This is a genomic window from Providencia burhodogranariea DSM 19968 (assembly GCF_000314855.2).
Lineage (GTDB): Bacteria > Pseudomonadota > Gammaproteobacteria > Enterobacterales > Enterobacteriaceae > Providencia > Providencia burhodogranariea.
On the sequence record NZ_KB233222.1, the window covers coordinates 2,420,889 to 2,439,382 of the forward strand.

General features: G+C 39.1%; 11 protein-coding genes and 7 tRNA genes. 11 read left to right on the forward strand and 7 right to left on the reverse strand.

What is annotated here, in order from left to right:
* Positions 1-61: 61 nt before the first annotated feature.
* From glnS to nagE, 7 genes are all read right to left on the reverse strand, one after another.
* Positions 62-1,732 (reverse strand): glutamine--tRNA ligase, encoded by a 1,671-nt coding sequence (glnS, locus tag OOA_RS10320; RefSeq protein ID WP_008912099.1) that lies wholly within the window; start codon positions 1,730-1,732, stop codon positions 62-64.
* A 1,041-nt stretch (positions 1,733-2,773) separates the two neighbouring features.
* Positions 2,774-3,676, reverse strand: a complete 903-nt coding sequence (locus OOA_RS10325; protein ID WP_008912100.1) for an endonuclease/exonuclease/phosphatase family protein — start codon at positions 3,674-3,676, stop codon at positions 2,774-2,776.
* Between the two features lie 192 nt (positions 3,677-3,868).
* Positions 3,869-4,942, reverse strand: a complete 1,074-nt coding sequence (locus tag OOA_RS10330) for an ABC transporter ATP-binding protein (protein WP_008912101.1) — start codon at positions 4,940-4,942, stop codon at positions 3,869-3,871.
* Positions 4,935-6,707 (reverse strand): ABC transporter permease, encoded by a 1,773-nt coding sequence (locus tag OOA_RS10335; protein WP_008912102.1) that lies wholly within the window; start codon positions 6,705-6,707, stop codon positions 4,935-4,937. Before OOA_RS10335 ends, OOA_RS10330 begins: the two co-directional genes overlap by 8 nt.
* Before the next feature lie 74 nt (positions 6,708-6,781).
* On the reverse strand, positions 6,782-7,867 hold the full coding sequence (locus OOA_RS10340; RefSeq protein ID WP_008912103.1) for an ABC transporter substrate-binding protein: 1,086 nt from the start codon (positions 7,865-7,867) through the stop codon (positions 6,782-6,784).
* Between the two features lie 518 nt (positions 7,868-8,385).
* Entirely contained in the window at positions 8,386-9,201 is an 816-nt protein-coding gene (locus OOA_RS10345; RefSeq protein WP_008912104.1) for a sulfite exporter TauE/SafE family protein, read from the reverse strand.
* Positions 9,202-9,549: 348 nt separating this feature from the next.
* On the reverse strand, positions 9,550-11,580 hold the full coding sequence (gene nagE / locus OOA_RS10350; protein ID WP_008912105.1) for an N-acetylglucosamine-specific PTS transporter subunit IIBC: 2,031 nt from the start codon (positions 11,578-11,580) through the stop codon (positions 9,550-9,552).
* Between the two features lie 496 nt (positions 11,581-12,076).
* Here nagE and nagB point away from each other — a divergent pair, with 496 nt between their 5' ends.
* The 11 genes from nagB to OOA_RS10405 all read left to right on the forward strand — a co-directional run bounded on the left by nagB (position 12,077) and on the right by OOA_RS10405 (position 18,437).
* The gene (gene nagB, locus OOA_RS10355) at positions 12,077-12,883 is read left to right on the forward strand and encodes a glucosamine-6-phosphate deaminase (RefSeq protein WP_008912106.1); all 807 of its coding nucleotides are present in this window, start codon (positions 12,077-12,079) and stop codon (positions 12,881-12,883) included.
* 65 nt (positions 12,884-12,948) lie between these two features.
* Complete coding sequence (nagA, locus tag OOA_RS10360) at positions 12,949-14,112, forward strand: N-acetylglucosamine-6-phosphate deacetylase (protein WP_008912107.1); 1,164 nt, start codon at positions 12,949-12,951, stop codon at positions 14,110-14,112.
* Between the two features lie 11 nt (positions 14,113-14,123).
* On the forward strand, positions 14,124-15,347 hold the full coding sequence (gene nagC, locus OOA_RS10365) for a DNA-binding transcriptional regulator NagC (protein ID WP_008912108.1): 1,224 nt from the start codon (positions 14,124-14,126) through the stop codon (positions 15,345-15,347).
* 539 nt (positions 15,348-15,886) lie between these two features.
* Positions 15,887-15,963, forward strand: a tRNA-Met gene (locus OOA_RS10370).
* 7 nt (positions 15,964-15,970) lie between these two features.
* Positions 15,971-16,055: transfer RNA gene (locus tag OOA_RS10375), tRNA-Leu, on the forward strand.
* A gap of 28 nt (positions 16,056-16,083) precedes the next feature.
* Positions 16,084-16,158: transfer RNA gene (locus tag OOA_RS10380), tRNA-Gln, on the forward strand.
* 34 nt (positions 16,159-16,192) lie between these two features.
* Positions 16,193-16,267, forward strand: a tRNA-Gln gene (locus OOA_RS10385).
* A 66-nt stretch (positions 16,268-16,333) separates the two neighbouring features.
* A tRNA-Met gene (locus OOA_RS10390) sits at positions 16,334-16,410 on the forward strand.
* A gap of 6 nt (positions 16,411-16,416) precedes the next feature.
* Positions 16,417-16,501: transfer RNA gene (locus tag OOA_RS10395), tRNA-Leu, on the forward strand.
* A 28-nt stretch (positions 16,502-16,529) separates the two neighbouring features.
* Positions 16,530-16,604, forward strand: a tRNA-Gln gene (locus OOA_RS10400).
* Between the two features lie 480 nt (positions 16,605-17,084).
* Positions 17,085-18,437 carry a dicarboxylate/amino acid:cation symporter gene (locus tag OOA_RS10405; RefSeq protein ID WP_008912109.1) on the forward strand — a complete coding sequence of 451 codons (1,353 nt, stop codon included), beginning with the start codon at positions 17,085-17,087 and terminating at the stop codon, positions 18,435-18,437.
* Positions 18,438-18,494: the final 57 nt, after the last annotated feature.

Here is an 18,494-nt window from a genome sequence, read left to right on the forward strand (position 1 = left end):
TTCGGGTAGCTTAATGAAACCAACGCATCTGCAGTTCGAAGTATGACGAGGAATCGAGGGATTATTGGTTCTCGAGCTTACTAGCCCAAGTATCACGCAACCCTACGGTACGGTTAAACACTAATTTATCAGTGTTACTTAAGCGATTATCTGCACAGAAATAGCCTTCACGCTCAAACTGATAAGGTTTATCCGTTGCTGCATCACGCAGGCTTGGCTCGACGAAACCTTGACGAATAACCAGAGACTCTGGGTTGATCACTGACAAGAAATCATCTTCTGCCGCTGGGTTTGGCACCGTAAACAGGCGATCGTACAGACGAATTTCAGCTGGCAGAGCCTGTGCCGCACTGACCCAATGAATAACACCTTTCACCTTACGGCCATCTGTTGGGTTTTTATTCAATGTTTCTGGATCATAGGTGCAGTAAATCGTGGTGATATTACCTTGTGCATCTTTCTCTACGCGCTCAGCCTTAATAATATAAGCATTGCGTAAACGCACTTCTTTACCGAGAACTAAACGCTTGTATTGGCGATTAGCCTCTTCACGAAAGTCTGCGCGGTCGATATATAATTCGTTACTAAATGGAACTTCACGAGTGCCCATATCTGGATTATCTGGGTGGTTTGGCGCAGTTAAAATCTCTTCGCCTACAGCCATGTTCTCAATCACTAAACGAACTGGATCGATAACCGCCATTGCACGTGGAGCACTTTCGTTAAGGTCATCACGAATACAAGATTCTAGTGAAGCCATTTCAACGTTGTTATCCTGCTTGGTGACGCCTATACGTTGACAGAATTCACGGATAGACGCTGAAGTATAGCCACGACGACGTAAGCCTGAAATTGTTGGCATACGTGGGTCATCCCAGCCATCAACCAATTTATCAGTTACTAATTGATTGAGCTTACGCTTAGACATCACGGTGTATTCAAGATTTAAACGCGAGAACTCATATTGACGCGGATGGCAATCAATAGTGATGTTATCTAACACCCAGTCATACAGACGGCGGTTGTCTTGGAACTCCAATGTACACAGTGAATGTGTAATGCCTTCTAACGCATCAGAAATACAATGCGTGAAGTCATACATTGGATAAATACACCATTTATTACCAGACTGGTGGTGTTCAGCAAATTTGATACGGTAAATAACAGGATCACGCATTACGATGAAAGGTGATGCCATGTCAATTTTGGCGCGTAAGCAAGCTTTACCTTCTTCAAAACCACCAGCACGCATTTTTTCAAACAGCGCTAAGTTTTCTTCAACACTGCGATCGCGATATGGGCTATTTTTGCCCGGCTCTTTCAGCGTACCGCGGTACTCACGAATTTGCTCTGCGCTTAGCTCATCAACGTAAGCTAAGCCTTTGTTGATCAGCTCAATAGCATATTGATACAGGGTATCAAAGTAGTCAGAAGAGTAGTGAACTTTCCCGCTCCATTGGAAACCAAGCCACTGAACATCATGTTGAATTGAGTTAACATATTCAACATCTTCTTTCACTGGGTTGGTATCATCAAAACGTAAATTACATTGTCCCTGATAATCTTGCGCTATACCAAAATTCAGGCAAATTGATTTTGCATGACCAATGTGTAAATAGCCATTAGGTTCAGGTGGAAAACGTGTTTGCACCGAAGTGTGTTTTCCGCTCGCCAGATCTTCATCTATGATCTGACGTATAAAATTTGTTGGGCGAGCATCTGCCTCATTCATTGTCATCATTCCTCAATGCCAAAAGCGCGTAATAGCGGGATATATTCTACCATAATTCATCAGGAAACAACCGTTTGATTATTTGCTCCGCTCATACTTCAAGCTGTATCAGTATAAAGCCGTGTTTAGCTACCCACGCCATCATATAATTTACTATCCCCTATAGGCTCACTTTGTTTGCCAGCGAGAAAAAATACGAATTTGTTAACTTAAATTTGGTTTATGTTTTTTAAGCCATATTATGTTATGTGCCACGAAAGCCTGTCGTTTTACTTCAAATTGGATTGTAATTGATTACGTCATCATTGCGTTGATGACAGCATAATTAGCTGATTAAAGATGTAGTGTGACATGTCACGTTTTGTAGCAAAAAATCTTTATCACCGCCTTTGTTACTTACAAAAAAATATTTATTTTCAGTTGGTTACTGTATTTTCACTGTTCACATCTAACTTATATGACTATCAAATGATTATGACATCATTCAAATTTCAATTAGTAATCAATAATAAAGAAGTCGAGAGGTTAGTTATCGAGCTAAGACAGGTAATCTATACATAGATAGAAACTCACCTAGCTGTAGCAAAGTAAGCTTCAGTATGGTTGCTTATTTAGAAAAGGATAGGAATTGAGTAAGGTATTTTGTTTGTTAGTAGGCTCAAGAAGCAATAATGAAAATAAATGACCTTATTTTTAATAGTATACACAGAAAATTAAGATATACTTTTAATATAACAATTAAATTTATCATTCAAAAATAATAAAATAATTTAATATTAAAAGTATATCTAACATACTATAATTTTATTCCTATGAATCATTGAATAGCTCGATTATTTTATCAGTGGCCCGAAGCATACATACTGGCTATGCTTTAAATTGCAGTTTATTGACTACGCTCATTCATGCTAGTCACATAGTTATTTATGTGACTAGCAAATTATTTATTTAACACCTAGCTACAATTCCTATTATTTAGAATATAGCTTATCGATACTTATCAGCCAGTTTTTTATCATCGACTCATATTTCCTACCATTGTTACTTCAATTCTAAAGTCGCAATTAATGGTACATGGTCTGATAAATGAGAATCTATTCGCTTAAATGACTTTATATTAATGTTTTTTGATACAATAATATTATCAACACTATTAACATTCATTGATGGATCCACACCAAGAAAAGTATCATACCAGATGTTATCTTTTCCATTAACTAAGTAAAATTTATCTTTCCAAATATCCCATTCCAGCGTAGATTGGTCAGCATTAAAATCACCCACTAACACTTTATATTTAATTGGATCTTTTTCCATAGCATTCATTATTTGCTTCATTTGTTCACTTCTAACTTGCTTTGATTCAAAACTCAAATGCGTGTTATAGAAAGCAATTTGTTTGTTATCTTGTTGAATTACTACTCTGGTATAGACACGAGGCTCCATAACACCTTTTGTTACAATGCCTTCTTTCCCCCACATTCCATCAAGCGCATCTACAGTTTGTTTTTTCGATGGGTCATATGCTCTATAAATATCTTCAAAATCTTTTGAATAATCATTTGATATCTTATTTAAAACTAATTTATGAGTACTTTCCTCTTTTATTGGTAACTTCGATATTGTCGCTATACCATATCCACCATGAGAAAAGTCCACCGCATTACCATAATAAAAATATTTATAATACTTACGTATAAAACTATCTATTGGATTGTATGAAACTATATTCTTATCTGAAAAACGTTTATTTTTATAGTTGATTTCTTGCAATCCAAATATAGTCACATTTTCATTTATCATCAAATCTCGTTGAGCATCATGATTACCAATAACTTTAGCATCTATGTTATATGTTCCAACTATTAACTCAGTGGCAAAAACATAAGATGAACTAATGAATAATAAAGACGAACTCAATATAGCAATTGATTTAAATTTCATAGTTAACCTCCAATAAATAATTTATTTAACTATAACTAACTTTTCAAATAACTAATGTGATTGAAGGCTATATTCTATAAATAGAAAACAAATATTCATATTGAACTATTATAATAATAAAATCCCTAGTGCTGGCGTTAAAGCTAAAAAGCAATATTTAAATTAACAATAATGTAAAATATTATTTAAGTACTAATTTTGGGCAAATACCCAGACCTGATCCTTTGGCATCGATAAACGGCACACACCTTCATAATGTTGTTGAACACTAAAGGCCCGTAAAGCCGGTGAAGTTTCATCCGCTTCACGAAATAAATATTCCCAGTGACTTCCCAGATACATTTTCGTTACTAAAGGTCGTTCCAACGAATTATCTTCAGTATTATCATTGAGTTTCACCTGCTCCACTCGAATAATCACCGTAACATTTTGATTTAAAACCAAATCACTTACTGGTTTTCCCCATAGAGCCCAACCAGTACCTTGAATACGAACATAACCCTCTTTTAATTCGCAAACTTGGCCGTTAAGTCGATTATTACTTCCCATAAATTCAGCGGTAAATAGCGATTTAGGTGTTGCATACATATCCTGTGGAGTGCCTTGCTGTTCAATAACGCCATTATTTAGCAGCAAAATACGATCGGATATTGCCATCGCTTCATTTTGATCATGAGTTACCATCAGAGCGGATAAATTAAGTTCAACGATTAAGCCACGCAAGAATACTCTAGCCTCTTCCCGTAATTTAGCATCCAAGTTAGAGAGTGGCTCATCCAATAAAAGTACTGGAGGGTTATAAATTAGCCCGCGTCCTATAGCAACACGTTGCTGTTGCCCACCAGATAGTTGATGAGGATAGCGCTGACCTAAATTACCTAGCCCAAGCTGATCTAATACGGCCTGAACTCGTTGTTTTATCTCTACAGAAGAGGTCTTACGTAATTTTAGTGGATAAGCAATATTGTCGAAAATAGTCATATGCGGCCATAAGGCATAAGATTGGAAAACTAATCCCAAATTACGATCTTCAACCAAGACTTCGTTGCCTGTACTTCCTTCATAAATAACACGATTTCCAAGTGTTATACGCCCTTTACATGGTTTTTCCAACCCTGCAACCGCACGTAATAGCGTCGTTTTCCCACTCCCTGATGGTCCCAATAGTGTGACAACCTCTCCTTTGTTTAGCTCCATTGACACACCTTTCAATACCGGATTAGTGCCGTAATCTAAATGTAAGTTCTCTACTGTAAGTTCAGTCATTCATTTTTACTCCAAAGCGCAGGGCTATACCTAACCCAATCAAGACCAAAACAATATTGATAAACGATAAGGCAGCTACGATATCAACCGCACCAGTAGCCCACAGAGAAACTAACATTGAACCGATAGTTTCAGTGCCGGGCGAAAGCAAGTAGACCCCCGTAGAATATTCACGTTCAAAAATCAAAAACATCAATAACCATGAACCAATGAGCCCGTAACGAGCCAAAGGAACGGTGATATGTCGAGTAACTTGGCCACGTCTAGCTCCAGTACTACGAGCTGCTTCTTCTAGTTCAGTACCCACCTGTAGCAGTGCTGATGAAATGAGCCTCAGGCCATAGGCTAACCACACCACGGTATATGCTAACCATACGCTAAAAATGGTATTACGAGCGGCTCGCATCCAAACGACCACGTTTTCTCTTATCCATTCCGAGCCAGGGATAATTGACATATAGCCATTAGCTAGCGATTTATCCATCCACATCGGTGTAAACAAGAACACCCATAAGAATGCCAAGCCAGCCAATATCCCTGGAACTGCTCGTGGCACTAAAACGCTATAGTCAAGAAACTGGGTTACGCGGTCAGGTTTTCGATGCATTGCCAAACTAATAAAGGTGTAACAGATAACCGCAAGCGCACCACCAAAAATCCCGATAGCCACCGAGTTTATTATTGCTCTGATAAGGTTAGGCTGAGAAAAGACAGTCCTGAAGGTATCTAGTGATAGTAGCTCGATTATTGGGACACCAACCCCCCAATTAGAAACGAACGCTCGTAGTAAGATACCAGTGAGTGGAACAAAAATAGTCACGATTAACCATAGGGTAACAAAGCCAAAAGATATCCAGCGCCATTTACCTAGTGGCAGCACATGAGATGATGAGGCTTTCCCTTTTATAGTCACAAATCTGTTACTGGTTCGCATCAAACGGCGTTGAAGCATAATTAATGGTATGGTGATGCTAATCAAAACGACGGCAACGACAGCCATTAAATGATATGACGGGATCCCAAGCTTATTGGTAAGTTTATATAGATAGGTTGCGAGTACCAAGTTCCCTTCAGGGTCGCCCAATACTAACATCAAACCAAACACTTCTAATCCAAGGAAAAACAGCAATAGAGTTGCATAAAGAATTGCCGGTCTTACCATTGGTAAACTGACTGATAACATTATTTGGATCGGAGAAGCACCAGAAATACGTGCCGCCTCTTCAACATCAGACCCCATATTACGTAAAGCCGATGAAATATACAGATAGGCGTGAGGAACATGCGTTAACCCTGCAATAATCACGATGCTGGTCATTGAATAAATGTTCCATGGTACAAAGCCAATGAGATCCTGTACCCACAGCGAAAAAAGCCCAACAGGACCCGCAGCAACCACATAACCAAAACCTAAGACCATCGGTGACACAAATACTGGCACCAAAATCATAGGTTCAATCCAGCGACGACATGGAAGGTCGCACCTAACAATCAAAAACGCAAGGATACCGCCCAATGGAATAACAATCACCACTAAACCGAAAGCTAAAATAAACCCACTTTTCAGCGCCTTATAAAAATCAGGATCATTAAAAACAAAGCGATATGCATCCAGACTAATTGCTTTATCTGGAGAGAAAAATGGTGCTGATAAAAAGCTTTGAGTAACAATAAGCGCGAGTGGCCCGTAGATACATAATGCGGTTAATAGCACTACAATCCCACGCGGTAAACTCTGCCTTATTCTGCATAATGCATCATACATAGGCGAAAAACCCCATAGCAAAGGAAGATATTAGCGATAAAGGCCTTGAGCTTTACCGCTAAACCAACGACGAATTATTTACCGGTAGTCGCTCGCCATTTTTTCAGGTAATCCAGACGCTTATTCTGCTCTAGATACTCTAATAAGCTTATATCTATAGGGATTGGTTTTAACGCACTACCGAGCAGCTTTGTCATGCCGTCTATGTCGTTATCTCCGGAGATATCATCACGAATAGAGGTGAGATTAGACTGATTAGCTAAAATATCCTGCCCTTTTTGTGACAATAAATAGTCTAGCCATAGCTTAGCTGCATTCGAATGCTTAGCCTGTTTGCTAATAAAGCTTACTCGTGACAGTACTAAGGTGTAATCCTTGGGATAGGCGATCCCAAGAGAAGGATCTTTTATAGCGCGGTTTTTAGCGTAAGGTTCCAATATATTGTAACCAATTAGATTTTCACCTGAAGAGACACGCTCCAGCATAGTGCCAGTTGACGACTGAACTACCATTCCCGCACTGGCAATATCTTTTAAGTGCTCAAAGTATTGAGGGTCATTTTTCATATCTTCGACTGATAGCATAAAACCTACTGCAGACTTTTCGATATCATAAGTGGTGACTTTATTCTTAAAACGCTCTGGCTGTGATTTGATAAGAGAAGCTAAATCAGCATGAGATTTAGGCACTTCATCCTCTTTGATCAAACGCTTATTATAGATAAATATCAATGGCTCATAGGTCGTTCCATAAGCGCTATCTTGCCATACTGCCCACGAAGGTAGTTTACCTGCTTCAGGTGATTTGTAGGGAAGAGCATAATCTTTCGCGAGTTTTAGCGCAGTATCCATTGCTGAGCTCCATACGACGTCACCACTTCCACTAAACGATGCTTGCTCACTGATATAGCGGTTATATAGCTCAGTACTATTCATATCATTATATTCGACTGAGATCCCTGGATAGAGAGCCTCAAAACCTTTAATGATAGGAGCTGCGGCTGCAGTATCCGTAGTGGAATAAATAACGACTTTGCCTTCTTTTTTGGCAGCATCAACAATGTGTTGATAATTAGTTGGATAGCTTTCAGAAGCGGCGTTTGTAGTGCCTATATTAAGAACTAGCATACTGAACATGAAGAGATTCATTTTTTTTAACATGCTTTTTTCCCATTTTTATACTGTTGATACTTGAAGTTGAGGCTTCAAATAATTGAAGTATTTCTAATCTGTGGATTAGCTAGTATGGTTTTAAGATGTTAAATGTCAATTAAATGATAATGAATTGTTAAATAATTGTAATGAAGATCAAGGTTATCAAATTATTTTAAAAAAACAATTCTGCATTAGTTGAAAAATAAAGTCAAGATAATGGGAATTCTCAGTATTTTACACTTACTATAAGTGCTAATACTTAATCAAGTGTGTTATCTTCTAGTCATCGATATCGATTTTATGTAAGCTCAACAATCTTTAAAATTAATTGAGCCACGATGAAAGATTTAAATGCCATAACCACTCTCATTTAGAGTTAATTATTTAACTGATTGACCACCGTTTATTCCACCGTAAGTGTACTTGGTCAATCAGTTGTTTTATTTATGAGGGGATTAACGAAGAAATGATTAAAATCTTTTATTTTCAGCACGCCATAAGAAACCGGCTATTGAAATTATTAATTAAGTTAACAACATGACACATAGCACAATGAAAAGAAGTAAAGGGTAACTTTGTGCATGACGATTATCATTTAAGTATGGCATCAATAAACTAGCAAAACGGATACCTAACCATGAGGTTGTAATAAGAATTAATGCCGCCTTAATATAGATCATCCCAATGAACCCTTCACCTAGTTCAATCTGCTTAGTAAAAGCAAAGTAAAGGTAAGTCAACGTTCCCGTAATTGCCATCGGTAAAGTTAGTGGATTTGCAATAGCAGCAGCTTGAATCATGCTTGCACCACGACGCCTCATTAAAGGTACAGTCATAACACTTCCGCCTACCCCTAAAAAAGCAGCCACAGCACCAATGATAATTCCTATTGGGGTATCGGCAAATAAACTTCTATTTGATGGTTTGATAACATTCGAATCTATTCTCATAAAACCAGGACGGATAAAACAATCTAAAATCGTAATAATTAGATAACCGATAAATATCCAACGGATCCAAATACTCTCTACAGAGAGTGCAGTGAATGCACCTAAAATTCCACCAATTGAAATAGGAATAATAAAGGAACGAATGATGCTCCAATTTAAATTTCCTTTGATGTAATGTGCTCGACTAGATATTGAGGCAGAAACAATCATTACACATGTTGAGGTTGCAACCGCGATTTGCATTGCGACCTGTCCCGTATAACTTGCAGGTCCCCATACCAGAGTAATAAGCGCATAAAGCAATGGAACCGTAATAAAACCACCACCGAACCCAAATAAGGCCGTCGTGATCCCAGAAATAAATCCAAAAAAACAAAGCAGCAAGGTCACAAGGAATCTCCATAAATGAGGATATTTTTATACTCAAAGTAATTCGAATAACATAACCGCAGCAATCAACGTTATCCCGATAAAATAAATTCAAAACACATAAGAGCTAAGTGCTTCAAATGGGTTATATATCGTCAATGCTTTCAATATAAGGTATTCAAAATAAACAGCGAGGAATCATCTTATCGAGGAGAAGCGAGGCTGACTTATGCATACTTGACAATCTATTATGAAATTTCGCCAAACTTTATTGGTTGAATAAGTTATTGGCTAAAATAATAGAACGCAAAAAAGGGAGGCTTATCGCCTCCCTCTCTTTATTATCAATGCTATGATTATCGGATGATATTATTTCAGCACATTGTAAATAACGGTTTCCCCCGCTATGACATGACCTTTTGCTAAAATTTCAACACCAGCAAAATCATCAATATTACTGATAATTACAGGGCTAATCATTGATTTTGCATTAGCTTCTAGGAAAGCAATATCCAGTTTAAGAATTGGTGTACCCGCTTTCACTTCGCTACCTTCCTCAACTAAACGTGCGCAACCTTGACCTTTCAATGCAACTGTATCAATTCCCATATGAACAATTAACTCAACACCATTATCTGTTTCAATACAGAATGCATGGTTAGTTTCGAAAATCTTCACAACTGTTCCAGAAGCTGGAGCTAATACTTCATCACTCGTTGGCTTAATAGCAATACCATCACCTACGATACGGCTAGAGAATGCTTCATCAGGGACATCTTCAAGTGAATAAACTTCACCGCTAACAGGTGCAACAAGAGAAAGAATTACCTCACCTTTTGCTTTTACAGATTCGCTGGTTTTTTCTGTGGTAGCAGCAGTAATGACTGGCGCAGAGCCCACAATAATACCTTTCGCCATCACATCTTTCATCGCACTTGCAATGAGTTCAGCACGCGTACCGACAATAACTTGAACACTTTGTTTATTCAGACGGATAACGCCTGATGCACCAAGACGCTTAGCCATTGCATCATTAACAATGCTGGCATCTTTCACACTTAAACGTAGGCGAGTAATACAAGCATCAATATTGGTAATATTGTCACTACCACCGACGGCGACAACATATTGCCGAGCATCTTTTTGGATATCAGTATCTGTATTATCTGTTGGGCTAAGATTTTCATCATAACCATCAACTGTTTCATCACCCGCAGTCACCTCACGCCCCGGAGTCAATAAATTGAATTTACGGATCATGAAACTGAAGATGACATAATAAATGCCGAAGAATACCAAACCTTGAACAATCAACATCCACCAACGTATTGCCAGTGGGTTACGTGATTGCAGCAACATATCGACTAGACCCGCACTAAAGCCAAATCCTGAGATCCACTCCATCGTTGCAGCAATATAAACAGAGATACCTGTCAATAAGGCGTGAATAACGTACAGTACTGGGGCCACGAACATGAATGAGAATTCTAATGGCTCAGTGATACCAGTGAAGAACGCAGCAAATGCACCTGCGATCATAATACCAGCAACTTTTGCTTTATTTTCAGGACGTGCACAGTGATAGATAGCTAATGCCGCACCCGGTAAACCAAACATCATGATTGGGAAGAAACCAGCTTGGTAACGCCCCGTGATACCTGGGGTTGCTAACCCTTCTTCAATCGATTTTGCGCCGCCAAGGAAGTTAGGAATATCATTGATACCCGCGACGTCAAACCAGAATACAGAGTTTAACGCGTGGTGTAGACCAACTGGAATTAATAAGCGGTTAAAGAATGCATAGATACCTGCACCAACTGAACCTAAATCTTTAATACTCTCACCGAATGAAACGAGTGCATTATAAACGAGTGGCCATACATACATCAGTATGAAGGCAAGGAAGATCATTAGGAAAGAAGTTAGGATTGGTACAAGACGACGCCCACTGAAGAATGACAATGCTTTAGGGAGCTCGACACCGCTGTAGCGATTATACAATTCAGCCGAAAGCACACCCACAAGAATACCAACAAACTGGTTATTAATTTTTCCGAACGCCGCGGGAACATGTTCAATCGGGACATTCATTATCATTGAATAAGAAGCTGGTGAACACAGTGTTGTTACAACAAGAAAACCGACAAAACCAGTGAGTGCGGCTGCACCGTCTTTATCTTTTGACATGCCATAAGCCACACCAATCGCAAATAGTACGGACATATTGTCGATAATTGCCGCACCAGATTTAATCAGTAAAGCTGCGATTGCACTATTGGCTCCCCAGCCATCTGGGTCTATCCAATAACCAATCCCCATGAGGATTGCGGCGGCAGGTAGGACTGCCACAGGCACCATCAGTGCCCTGCCGATCCGCTGTAAGTAGCTAAGAATATTCACAAACTCCCCCTTTATTGCCCAGTTATATAGCTCAGTTATAGTCCCATTTACAGGATCTTATTGTTCATGCACCATCATAATAAATAGATTAGGTGACTAAGAGTAGCAATTTCATAGTCTAAATGAATTCTTTCGCGTTGCAAAATAAATAGGTGTAATTTGTGATAAATATCAATGATAATATTAGTAGCCAGTCTAAATTAGTGGCTATTATTCGAAACTTATTTTATGATTAAAAATAACTTATCCACTGGATTTAGCTGTATAGCTAATAGAGAATCTGTGCTCCCTGAAATTTTCTATACTCAACATCAGTTAAGTGTATGTAGGTAACTAACTAAGATATTCCAATAAATATTGATAACACTATGATTTTGGTAACTTAGTATGCTACTAAATACGCTATGTGACTTGAAGTATGACGAGTATATGCTTATTGAGTAAAATCAGGGCACATATTATAGATTTCATAGGCTTAGATTAGAGGTAAAGTAACATGAGGCTTCTCCCATTAAAAAATGCTCACGACGTTGGGATTTGGTCTGCACAGTATATCGCAGATAAAATCAATGAGTTCAATCCGACAGCAGAGCGACCATTTGTATTAGGTTTGCCAACAGGTGGCACACCTCTTGCAACTTACAAAGCGCTGATTGCGTTGTACCAAGCAGGCAAAGTTAGCTTTAAGCATGTCGTCACTTTCAATATGGATGAATATGTAGGTATTCCTGAAAGTCACCCACAAAGCTATCATACCTTTATGTTTGAAAACTTTTTCAATCATGTTGATATCAAAAAAGAAAATATTAATTTACTCAATGGTAATGCACCCGATGTTAATGCGGAATGCCAACGCTATGAAGATAAAATAAAATCCTACGGTAAAATCAATTTATTTATGGGCGGCGTCGGTAATGATGGTCACATTGCATTCAATGAACCTGGCTCATCATTAAGTTCCCGTACTCGTATCAAGACGTTAACACCAGAAACTCGTCTCGCTAACTCTCGTTTCTTTGATAACGATGTTAATCAAGTACCTAAATTCGCACTCACCGTTGGTGTTGCAACATTATTAGATGCTGAAGAACTTATGGTTCTGGCGACAGGCGCTAATAAAGCAAATGCTGTTCAAGCAGCAGTAGAAGGTTCCGTTAATCACTTATGGACTATTAGCTGTGTGCAATTGCATCAAAAAGCATTAATTGTTTGTGATGAGCCAGCAACGCTTGAATTAAAAGTAAAAATACTTAAATATTTCAGTCAGTTAGAATCAGATATCATCGAAAAATTTAACCAATAATAATTCGATCACCCGATCAGCTAAGGCTGGTCGGTGACCCTTTGTTTGGTCAGGAGCTAAATACCATGTATGCACTAACCCATTGTATTATTTATACAGGTCATGAAAGATTAGATAACCATGCTGTCATTATTGATGGCAACCTGATTAAAGATATTTGCCCTATAGCAGAACTTCCTACCAATATCGAACAGCGTGATTTACAAGGTGCGATTCTGTCTCCTGGTTTTATTGATTTACAAGTCAACGGCTGCGGCGGTGTTCAATTCAATGACAATAAAGAAAATGTGACATTGAAGCATCTTGATATAATGCAAAAAGCCAATGAACGTACAGGGTGTACTAGCTATCTTCCTACCTTAATTACTTGTTCTGATGAATTGATGAAGCATGGCATTGAAGTCATGAGTGAATACTTAGAAACACATCGTAATCAGGCATTGGGCTTGCACTTGGAAGGCCCTTACATCAACGTCATCAAGAAAGGCACACATAACCCTGAATTTATCCGTAAACCATCAGCTGAAATGATGGATTACTTAGCTGCTCATTCCAATGCAATTACCAAAGTTACCTTAGCGCCAGAGATGGTAGATGAACCATATATTCGTCAACTTACTGATGCAGGTATTATTGTTTCTGCCGGCCATTCAAACTCAACCTATGAAGAAGCGCGCCTTGGGTTTAAAGCTGGCATTCGTTTTTCAACTCACCTGTTTAATGCAATGCCTTATATTTCAGGAAGAGGTCCAGGATTAGTTGGCGCTATTTATGATACGCCTGAAGTGTATGCTGGCATCATCGCAGATGGCCTTCATGTTCAATGGGCAAATATTCGTAACAGCAAACACTTGAAAGGTGATAAATTAGTTTTAGTTACGGACGCAACCGCGCCTGCCGGAATTAATCCTCAAACTGGTGAAATGGATCATTTTATCTTCGCTGGCAAAACCATATACTATCGTGATGGATTGTGTGTAGATGAGAACGGAACACTTAGTGGATCTTCACTAACAATGATTGAAGCGGTTAAAAACACAGTCGAACATGTCGGTATCGCATTAGATGAAACTTTAAGAATGGCAACCTTGTATCCGGCTAGAGCCATTGGCGTTGAATCCAGTTTAGGTTCAATTGCTCCGGGGAAAATTGCAAACTTAACTGCTTTTAACCACGATTTCCAAGTTCTTTCAACTTACGTGAATGGCGAGGAAGTCTACAAAAAATGAGTATATAGCTGATGAACCATAGTCACTCGCTAAAGCAAATTGGTAATATTGATCTGGTAAAACAACTCAACAGTGCCGTGGTATACAGCCTAATCGACCAACAAGGCCCAATATCTCGGATCCAGATAGCAGAACATAGCCAACTTGCACCCGCAAGTGTCACTAAAATTACTCGTCAGTTACTCGAACGCGGCTTAATTAAAGAAGTCGATCAGCAGGCCTCCACCGGAGGCCGTCGAGCTATATCTATCGTATCTGAGTATAAAAACTTCCATACGATTGGGGTGCGCCTAGGGCGCTATGATGCAACTATCGCCCTTTATGACTTAAGTGGCAAACTTCTCATAGATGCACACTATCCTCTCTCAGAGCTCTCTCAACAGGCCGTAGAGCAAAAACTTATCGCTGCTATCGAAGACTTTATCACTTTCAACCAGAGGCGTATTAAAGAGCTTATTGCGATATCCGTGATCTTACCGGGTCTAGTCAATCCACATAATGGCATCGTCCACTATATGCCTCATATCAAAGTGGATAATTGGCATTTGGTTGATAACCTAAAAGCACACTTTCAACTGACTTGTTACGTTGGGCACGATATTCGTAGTCTTGCATTAGCCGAATGCTACTTTGGCGCAACAAGGGATTGTGAAGATTCGCTTCTTGTACGCATCCACCGAGGTGCTGGCGCGGGGCTTGTGATTAATAAAGAAATATTATTGAACCGCCGTGGAAACCTCGGGGAAATTGGCCATATCCAAGTTGATCCTCTCGGCGACCTATGTCATTGCGGTAACTTTGGTTGTCTCGAAACTATCGCTTCAAACCAAGCCATTGAAAACCGTGTAAAACAACGCCTTGAACAAGGTTTTACCAGCTCACTAACTCCTGAAGAGTGCTCTATTCACCATATTTGCCAAGCTGCTAATAAAAATGACCCACTAGCGACTGAAGTCATTCAACACGTTGGTCGCCAAATTGGTAAAGCAGTGGCTATCTCAATAAATTTATTTAATCCCGAAAAGGTGGTTATTGCTGGTGATATCACTGAAGCAGATCAAATATTACTTCCTGCGATTCAAAGTTGTATTGATACTCAAGCCTTAAAAGGCTTCCGAGATAATTTGCCTGTCGTCACTTCTCAATTAGTTCATAACTCAGCCATAGGCGCTTTCGCACTCACTAAACGCGCAATGCTCAACGGTGAATTACTTCAAAAGCTACTCGATAGCTAATTAACGTTATCGGTTACAGATAACTTACTGGGGCTGGTTAATGTAACCCCCCAGCCTTAGTGTTTGCCCTTAGAATTCCATTATAATTAAGCGGTATACACCATGTTACAATTATCGTTGGATACCCTGTGAAAGTCCCCCTTACCTACATTCACAAATACAGTTTTATCTGTTGCAGATCATGCATTTTGAATTATTTTAGTGACACACAATGAAACAGACAGGGATCCGTTGATTAAATTTGCCGATAAACGCTATTTTTTTATTTGATAATCTTCACCAACCGTGAACCGTGAAAAGAGCAATTCTAAATAACTATTGAGCTTGCCATGTCAGGACAACGACAATTAACCTAGCGTGACATGTCACAGTTTTTTTAATTACCAGCTTGTTTTTTGCTGACTTTATCGACAAAATGATTACTCATCAAACAAACGGACGTGTTTTCACAAAAATAGTGAAAAAAGCAGTTGACTGAATCAGCTGTAATTAGCATAATGCGCCCCGCAACGCCGACGAAGGTAATGCAAAAAAGAGATGGCTATGTAGCTCAGCTGGTTAGAGCACAACACTCATAATGTTGGGGTCACAGGTTCGAATCCCGTCATAGCCACCATTATTTTGCGGGAGTGGCGAAATTGGTAGACGCACCAGATTTAGGTTCTGGCGCCGCAAGGTGTGCGAGTTCAAGTCTCGCCTCCCGCACCATTTCCTTCTCGGTAATTGAATTTAAGATTGGGGTATCGCCAAGCGGTAAGGCACCAGGTTTTGATCCTGGCATTCCCAGGTTCGAATCCTGGTACCCCAGCCATCTTAAATCAAAAAATTTAGAAGAATCCCTCGGATGGGGTATCGCCAAGCGGTAAGGCACCAGGTTTTGATCCTGGCATTCCCAGGTTCGAATCCTGGTACCCCAGCCATATTCTGCTCTTCTAAAGTAGTAAAAAATCCCATACAGTATTTTAATATTTAACTTAACTGTATATGGCTATGTAGCTCAGCTGGTTAGAGCACAACACTCATAATGTTGGGGTCACAGGTTCGAATCCCGTCATAGCCACCATAAATTGCGGGAGTGGCGAAATTGGTAGACGCACCAGATTTAGGTTCTGGCGCCGTAAGGTGTGCGAGTTCAAGTCTCGCCTCCCGCACCATTTTGCCCTCGGCAAGTCAAATTTAGATTGGGGTATCGCCAAGCGGTAAGGCACCAGGTTTTGATCCTGGCATTCCCAGGTTCGAATCCTGGTACCCCAGCCATTCTTTTAATAGTTAATCTCAATATCAATAATAAAATTTCATCTAAATATATTTATTTTTATGTTATCCATTATTAAAATAACATTTGTTTATTTCACTTCAATTATTAAGTCCAACTAAGATTTTCTGCAACTAATTCTCCGCAGCTACGATTCAAGCCCATTCCCTCTTTATTTTTAATAATTAATCACTCAAATAACTAATCTTCTATTTTAAATAATCATCGAGAAACAACAATTGGTACAATTTATTTACTTTTATTCAACTTCACTATCAATTATGTGACTTTAGTCATTTTATAATAACCAACAATAATGATAATCTTCGCCTTGATTTTGGATATATCCGGTTAATGGCTTTCAGGATGATTCCCCCTCTGCCATGGCTCAATTGTTACCCAACTCATCATTCCCTATAAAAAAGATCTCATAACTTAATAATTATAAATTGCAGTTATGCAATATTTCACAGAGAAGATTTATGCGAAACATGATAAAGCAACCACTATATAAAATCCTATATGTACAAGTTATTGTCGCGATTGTGTTAGGTATTGCACTCGGACATTTTTGGCCAGATATAGGTGAATCATTAAAACCTCTCGGTGATGCATTCATCAAGATTGTTAAAATGATCATTGCTCCAGTTATTTTCTTAACGGTAGTAACTGGTATCGCAGGAATGACAAATATGAAGGCGGTAGGTAGCGTCGCTGGAAAGGCAATGCTCTACTTCATTACCTTTTCAACCATCGCACTTATCATTGGCCTCATTGTTGCTAATATTATTCGTCCAGGAGATGGACTTAACATCGACCCAGCTTCACTCGATGGCAGCAAAGTAGCTGGTTATGTTGAAAAAGCTCACGAGTCTTCTATCGTTGGCTTTTTGATGAATATTATTCCTGACACTGTTATTAGCCCATTAGTTAACGGCAATATTCTTCAAGTCTTGTTTATTGCAGTTATTTTTGGTCTAGCCCTTGCTTCTATAGGCAAGCATGGCGAACCTATTGTTAAACTGCTACAAAACTTCTCTGAGCCTGTATTTAAAATGGTTGCTATGCTGATGAAACTCGCACCTATTGGTGCCTTCGGTGCAATGGCATTTACTATTGGTAAATATGGTATTTCCTCTATCGGCAACTTAATGATGCTGATTATGACTTTCTACATCACTTCACTATTGTTTGTTTTGTTGGTGTTAGGAGCAGTTGCAAAATATAATGGTTTTTCCATTATACAATTAATCAAATACATCAAAGATGAACTTTGGTTAGTATTAGGGACGTCTTCTTCAGAAGCTGCATTACCGACTTTAATGAGAAAAATGGAGCATGCTGGTTGTGAAAAATCAGTTGTAGGTTTAGTGATCCCAACAGGTTACTCATTCAACCTCGATGGTACTAATATTTACATGACAATGGCGGCATTATTCATCGCGCAAGCAACCAATATTGAGCTCACAATTTGGGAGCAGATTTCGCTACTATTAGTCGCGATGATAAGTTCTAAAGGTGCGGCTGGTGTTACGGGTGCAGGCTTTATTACTTTAGCAGCTACACTAATGGTTGTACCAAGTATCCCAGTTGCAGGTATGGCTCTAATCCTTGGTATCGACCGCTTCATGTCAGAATGTCGTGCGTTAACTAACTTAGTAGGTAACGCTTGTGCTTGTATCGTGGTTGCTCGTTGGGAAAAAGAGTTAGACACTGATAAGCTCGCAGCAGCATTCGCTGAAAAAGGTGAAAGTATGGATGCGATTATTACAGAAGAAAACTTTGACGTACCAGCTCATGAGCCTAAGCCATTAGACTTAGCGAAAGATAAATAATACAAACATTTTAAGTATAAATAAGCCGCGTTTAAATGCGGCTTATTTATTATTAAC

Excerpts from the sequence above, each read along its gene's own strand:
- nagA (WP_008912107.1), top strand. The coding sequence starts at position 12,949 with ATGTATGCACTAACCCATTGTATTATTTATACAGGTCATGAAAGATTA.
- OOA_RS10340 (WP_008912103.1), bottom strand. The coding sequence starts at position 7,867 with ATGTTAAAAAAAATGAATCTCTTCATGTTCAGTATGCTAGTTCTTAAT.
- OOA_RS10405 (WP_008912109.1), top strand. The coding sequence starts at position 17,085 with ATGCGAAACATGATAAAGCAACCACTATATAAAATCCTATATGTACAA.
- OOA_RS10330 (WP_008912101.1), bottom strand. The coding sequence starts at position 4,942 with ATGACTGAACTTACAGTAGAGAACTTACATTTAGATTACGGCACTAAT.
- OOA_RS10335 (WP_008912102.1), bottom strand. The coding sequence starts at position 6,707 with ATGTATGATGCATTATGCAGAATAAGGCAGAGTTTACCGCGTGGGATT.
- nagB (WP_008912106.1), top strand. The coding sequence starts at position 12,077 with ATGAGGCTTCTCCCATTAAAAAATGCTCACGACGTTGGGATTTGGTCT.
- glnS (WP_008912099.1), bottom strand. The coding sequence starts at position 1,732 with ATGAATGAGGCAGATGCTCGCCCAACAAATTTTATACGTCAGATCATA.
- OOA_RS10325 (WP_008912100.1), bottom strand. The coding sequence starts at position 3,676 with ATGAAATTTAAATCAATTGCTATATTGAGTTCGTCTTTATTATTCATT.
- nagC (WP_008912108.1), top strand. The coding sequence starts at position 14,124 with ATGAACCATAGTCACTCGCTAAAGCAAATTGGTAATATTGATCTGGTA.